This window comes from Pseudocoprococcus catus (assembly GCF_019734885.1).
Classification (GTDB): domain Bacteria; phylum Bacillota; class Clostridia; order Lachnospirales; family Lachnospiraceae; genus Coprococcus_A; species Coprococcus_A catus.
Map to the genome: position 1 here is coordinate 1 of NZ_JAAXCM010000044.1, position 5,609 is coordinate 5,609.

The following is a 5,609-nucleotide window of genomic DNA, read 5'->3' on the forward strand; positions in this document are numbered from 1 at the left end:
ATAGCCAGACAGAGGGTGTCGGCAACGAAGTCCGGCAACGGGCTTCAAAAGACCTTGCAAACAATCTCAATCTGGCGGTGGTTACTATTTATACTTTTCTTTTATTTTTCTGTTGTTTTGGTTGTCATAGGGGAGAAAAGCCCGCAGTTATGGGTTTTTCCCCGGCAACCGGCTCGGCAACGGGATAGCAACGAAGTCGGCAACGGGCTGTCATTTTCAGAATGGAAGCTCCATCTGCTCCGTGACCTCCACAAAACCGTCCATAGATTTTTCGGGCGGGTTGTCGGTGTCCGTTGCCGGGATTTCACGCTCCCAGCCCTTTTGTCTGCCATATTCCGCAAACATTCTTGGATTGGAAAAGTAGTTCCACCCGGTAATGCACTGGTTCATTATCTCGTTGATTTCCCGGATTTCCCATTGCTTCGGCTCGTCAAAGGTGTGATTTAAGGCTTCCTTGTAGAGCTGCTTGGAACAGACCGTTTCCCCGGTGTACTTATCAAGGTAAGCCTGTATCATCCCGGCTTTGGTGTCCTCCGGCATAAAATCCCGCTGGTGTTCTTTGAGATACCGCTGCATGGCTGGGCTGAATGACAGCTTGTACCTGCCGCTTCGGTAAATCTCCATTGCTTCCGCCCACATCTGGCTGATATAGGCTCTGGAAGCGGCTTCGTCCTCCAAAATGTGAACCTCGGCTTGCTCCGGGTACACCATGACCGGGATAAATCGGCGGTTGCCGGAACGGTCAAGGGGGAGAAAGTCAAGGGCGTTGGAAGTACCGCCGAACACGCACTGACGGGGACGGTCTGCCGGGTGGGTTTCATAGGGTATCTTATAAACCTCTTTCTGTCGGCTTAGAAAAGACTTGATTTCCTCAATGCTCTTGGCATTGGCGGTTGCCATCATTTCCGACATTTCAATTATCCAGTGACCTTGCAGCTTGCGGTACACGTTATCATCGTCCAGCTTCCGCAAATCATCGGAAAACCACTCGTCCCGGACTGCCAGCAGACGGAAGAAGGTGGACTTGCCAGCCCCCTGACCGCCTACCAGACACAGCATGATTTCAAACTTGCTTCCGGGCTTAAATGCCCTTGTAATCGCCCCCAAAAGAAACAGCTTTAGGGCTTCATAGGTGTAATCGTCCACATCCGCCCCCAGAAAGTGCCGCAGACAGAAGCGGATGCGCTCCGTCCCGTCCCATGCAAGGCTGTTCAGAAAATCCCGGATGGGGTGGTACTTATTCTCATTCGCCACAATCCCGATGGCGGTTTCAATCTTTTTCTCACTGGTCAGCCCGTAGGTTTCCTCCAGATAGAGAAGCAGATACTTCATGTCTGTATCGGTCAGGGCTGTGCTTTCTCTGTGAAAACCGATGGGCTTTATGATGTCCTTTCGGTCGGTCAGGATGTTATAGGCGATTGCCCCGGCAAGCACCGGGTCACGCTGGAATACGGTCAGGCAGTTCCGTATGCTCTGGCGGACACCGCCTTTCTCGGTGGTTTCCAGAGTTGCCTTTACTTCCTCAACGCTCTGGGGCGGCTGCATGGCGTTCATGGTGTTTTTTAGTTCTTGCTGCGTCTGCGGCGGCAAGCTCTGCCATTCGCTGTTCAAGCTGTATCACATCCTTTCCATGTTCCGTAATCAGTGAAGCGATTTCCTCCGTATCCCCAAACAGCAGCACATCCAGCAGATATTCCACATGGGCTTGCTTCTGCAAGGCTTCCACGAACCGGGGATGAAACGCTTCCTCCGGGGAGTGCGGGGCATAGTCGGTTTTCCATACCCGTAAGAGGTGTAGATAATCGGCAAGGACACGGAAGCAATGTGCCTTTGCTTCCCGGAACTGTTCTTCCGGGGATTTCTGCCGGGGCTTGGGCTTCCTTGCCCTGCCCGGTGGCTTCCAGTCCTCATAGGCAAGCCCGAAGTCACTCGCCAACTGTGCGGCGGCTTCCTTTTTCCCCAGCCCGTACAGGGCAGCTACAAAATCAATCACATCCCCATCTGCACCACATCCGAAGCAGTGGAAACGCTTGTCCAGCTTCATGCTGGGGGTCTTATCGTTGTGGAACGGGCAGCAAGCCATCCCGTTTCTGTTTACCCGGATTCCGTAATGCTCCGCAGCCTGTCTTGTCGTAACGGACTGCTTCACAGCTTCAAATACATTCAAATCAATTCCTCCTTGTAAAAAAGAAAAGGCACTTATCATTCTCAATCTGAAAATGGCAAGTGCCTGTTAAAGTTCCATATCCTGTTGTTTGTGTTTCGTCTGCGCCGGGGCGTTTTTCTGTGCTCTCTTCTCGTCAGCCTTATCCTGCAAGACTTCTTTGAGGGGCTGCTTCTTGGGCGGCTCTTTGCTTTCCTCTGTGCCGGGTGTGGCTTTCCGTACCCAGTAGCGGATGTCCCACAGCTTCTTCAAATCTTCCTGCACCTCGGTCAACGGTACTTTCAAGTCTGCGATTTCGTCCACAAGCTTCGCCTGTTCCTGCAAAAGCTCCTTTTTCGTGCTGTCCTTATCGTCCGGGTGCTTGGCAAGGTAGGCACTGGCTTTCTCAAACCGGGCAACCTCCGGGTGTTCCAGCTTGAATTTTTCCTTAGTTTTCTTGAAAAATATCTTCTGGTATTTCTCATAAACGGGCTTACATTCCTTACAGTCCGTCCGGGCGGCAAGGATAGCGTCAATCACGTTGCTGCGGGTTTCCTTTGGCTTCATCTGCTTTCGGTAGTCGGCGGCAGATTTCCCGGACGTTTCTATAAAGTTTTCCAAATCCTCCACGGTGGAAAGTCCCTTTCTCTGGAGATAGGACAGGGCTTCGCTGACTGCCTTTAAGTCTTTGGAAGTCCCCCGGCTTTGTCCCGCCCGTGTCCAGCTGCTCCGTTCTGCCTTTCGTATCTCCATATACTTCATCAGCAGATTGGGAAGAAAGACCGCTTCCTCCGCAGCTTTTTGGGCAAGCAGTTCATTCCGCTTTTCGCTAAGCTCCGCAATCCAGCCTTTGAGATTTTTAATAAGCTGCCGGATGGACTTCATCAAACTATTGGCGGCTTTGATTTCTCGGTTCAGGTTGCCGATGTTCGTCTGAATCCCACGCTTTTCCATCTGCCGGACAGCAGCCCCTTCATGGACGGTAGGGATAATATCAAGCCCCTGTCTTTCGTAAGAACGGAGATCTACTCGTTCCGGGCGGTTGTTGGCTTCCAGATAGCGGTTTTGGATGACCTCCCATTCATGCCGCCAGATTTCGCCATATTTGCGGTCGTTCCAGTCAACCGTATCTTCCTTGTGGCTTTTCCACCTGCCGGACGGGAGCTTGATTCGTTCCCCGTTCTTATCAAGTTCATAGACCTTGCGGCTCTTGGGAAGCCATTTCCCACGCTCATCCATTGCCCGCATGGTCAGCATGACATGGGCGTGTGGGTTTCCGTCCCCTTTGTCATGGATGGCAAAATCCACGCACATTCCTTTGGAAACAAACTGCTGGCGGCAGAAATCCCGTACAAGGGCGGCGTACTGGTCGGGCGGTATCTCTCTGGGAATGGAAAGCACCCACCGCCTTGCAAGCTGGGAGTTCCATTGCTTCTCAACAGCTTCGGCAGCGTTCCAGAGGGTGTTGCGGTCTGTGTACTCCAGGGGAGCGTTTGCCGGGAGCAGGATTTCATTGTGGACGATACCACGCTTTTCCGGGTAGTGTTTTACTTCCTGGTCATATTCACAGAACAGCTTTTCGCCGCTCTGGTAAGCAGCGGCGGCAACCGCAGACTGGCGGTGGCTGCGCTGCACAATAGAGATTTCGTTGTGTGGACAGGGCATTTTGTGTTCCTCCTTTCCGTTTTTGGACATAGAAAAAGCAGGATACCTTTTCAGATTTCCTGCTTGTTGTGCCGCTGGGGGCGGCGGGTATTTAGTAATACATTTACATAGTTTTGTGCAAGTACCAAAGTCGCACAATAAATACAATTTGTCCAATAGCATAAGCCCCAATAATAGTGAAACATGGGACTACTGTCATATATCCGGTGAAAATCAAAGCAAAAATAGAAACAGCAATCGTAACATTCATTACCTTGAAGCCACTTGCCATAGCAGCATTACTAAGCGAAATATTTCTCTCGTCATTTTCCTCTATTTCCATTTCTTTGGTTTTCTTAACGAACAAGTCGCACACACCAGATACAATCAGCAAAATTCCAATGAGAGATGTACCTACTACTATTAAGTCGGGACGTGGCACAGGTATTATTTCATGTACTCCCAAACCGTATGTTAGCAATCCTCCCAGTAGAATAATCATTCCTGTAACTGTCATTAAAATCAACAACCTTTTTTTCATAATCAATCCTCCTCGTAAATAAAAATTTCTTCAATACTCATGTTGAAATATCTGGCAATCTTAAATGCCAACTGAATAGATGGGTTATAGCGTCCGTTTTCCAAAGAGCCGATGGTCTGTCGTGATACTTCCAATGCATTTGCTAAATCTTCTTGCTTTATGCCTCGTTGCTTTCGTAATTCTTCCAGGCGATTTTTCATGTCATCCTCCTCTCTTATGGAAAGTTAACTTTCCATGCTTCCATTATATCACATAGTTCTTTTATGTCAAGTTAGCTTTCCATTTGCATTATATTTTATGAAACTTATCGGCTGGGAACAGCTTGCAACGCAAGGTGTCCCCAGATGGCAAGTCCACAAAAGGGTAGCTGGCGGCAGCCAGCGCAGGGGAAGCGTAGCGTCCCCTGTATGATTTGGAGCAGACCTTGACTGCGGAAAATCACAGCCCTCCGGCAAGGAGCCTTCGGAGAACGCAATGCACCAACCTCTGGGTGGTGTATAATTGCGCCCTTAGTAAACTAAGGGGTTTCCGGCTTCTCCCGTTCCAGCAGTTTTTTCAATAGTTCCTGCGTGTCCTGCCTGTGAAAAATGAGTTTCAACAACAGCATGACATCATCATCTGTCAGGCGTTCCGGCTCTTGCAGAAAACTTTCCAGCATACCGCCACGGGTACAGAGCCGGTGCGTTCGTTCCTTTCGGGTAAGCTGCTTTAACTGGTACTGCAATGCCTTTTCATCATTGATGGCTTTCCGCAGTTTCTTTTCGCTTTTCTCCAGCTCCCAGTTGAGTTTTTCCAGCTTTGAGGTCTCAGGCAAGGGCAGCGTCCTCCTTTCCCGGTATCAGCACATAAATCCGGTTTGGTTCTCCCACGCCCTGACGCACCCGCATGATAAGCCCAGCGGTTTCCAGTTCATTCAGAGAACGCTTGACCGTCATGGAGTTGCGGGACAGGACTGTAGCAATGGCTGTGACAGGGAAGCAGACAAACAGGATTCCGTTTTCGTCCTCCTGCCCTTTGGATAGCATAGCGTCCAGCATCCGGCAGTACATGACCTTTGCGGTGCTGCTGACTGGAAATCCTGTCAACGCTATGGGAAATGGCATACACGGCGGCAATGGTGTGTCTATCGTCATAAATTCAAAATTCATTCGGTGTGTTCCTCCTTTTTCTTTGCTCGTTTGGATAAATAACGGGGGCAGTCAACCACAACCGCCCGGAAGCTCTGCCTGCACCCATGCTGGCATTTCCGGCATAATTCGTTGTAAGTGACACGCCCCCGGT

Annotated in this window: 8 protein-coding genes; 1 reads left to right on the forward strand and 7 read right to left on the reverse strand. The window is 50.2% G+C overall.

Features of this window, described 5'->3' with window-relative positions:
• Positions 1-188: tweety protein (locus tag HED67_RS12200; protein ID WP_330611379.1), on the forward strand; the 188-nt coding region annotated here is incomplete at its 5' end.
• A 28-nt stretch (positions 189-216) separates the two neighbouring features.
• On the opposite strand, the gene HED67_RS12205 is transcribed toward HED67_RS12200, so the two are convergent.
• The 7 genes from HED67_RS12205 to HED67_RS12235 form a co-directional block, all read right to left on the reverse strand.
• Positions 217-1,554 carry a virulence-associated E family protein gene (locus tag HED67_RS12205; protein ID WP_007047420.1) on the reverse strand — a complete coding sequence of 446 codons (1,338 nt, stop codon included), beginning with the start codon at positions 1,552-1,554 and terminating at the stop codon, positions 217-219.
• Entirely contained in the window at positions 1,523-2,167 is a 645-nt protein-coding gene (locus tag HED67_RS12210; RefSeq protein WP_002595104.1) for a CHC2 zinc finger domain-containing protein, read from the reverse strand. The genes HED67_RS12205 and HED67_RS12210 overlap by 32 nt, the downstream gene beginning before the upstream one ends.
• 66 nt (positions 2,168-2,233) lie before the next feature.
• Entirely contained in the window at positions 2,234-3,808 is a 1,575-nt protein-coding gene (gene mobQ / locus HED67_RS12215) for a MobQ family relaxase (RefSeq protein WP_002595105.1), read from the reverse strand.
• 103 nt (positions 3,809-3,911) lie between these two features.
• A complete protein-coding gene (locus HED67_RS12220) occupies positions 3,912-4,328 on the reverse strand; it encodes a hypothetical protein (protein ID WP_002595106.1) in 417 nt (138 codons plus the stop codon).
• A gap of 2 nt (positions 4,329-4,330) precedes the next feature.
• Positions 4,331-4,528 carry a helix-turn-helix transcriptional regulator gene (locus HED67_RS12225; protein WP_002595107.1) on the reverse strand — a complete coding sequence of 66 codons (198 nt, stop codon included), beginning with the start codon at positions 4,526-4,528 and terminating at the stop codon, positions 4,331-4,333.
• Positions 4,529-4,845: 317 nt separating this feature from the next.
• Positions 4,846-5,142 carry a DUF3847 domain-containing protein gene (locus tag HED67_RS12230; protein ID WP_002592121.1) on the reverse strand — a complete coding sequence of 99 codons (297 nt, stop codon included), beginning with the start codon at positions 5,140-5,142 and terminating at the stop codon, positions 4,846-4,848.
• On the reverse strand, positions 5,135-5,476 hold the full coding sequence (locus HED67_RS12235) for a helix-turn-helix domain-containing protein (protein ID WP_002595108.1): 342 nt from the start codon (positions 5,474-5,476) through the stop codon (positions 5,135-5,137). The genes HED67_RS12230 and HED67_RS12235 overlap by 8 nt, the downstream gene beginning before the upstream one ends.
• Positions 5,477-5,609 lie beyond the last annotated feature (133 nt).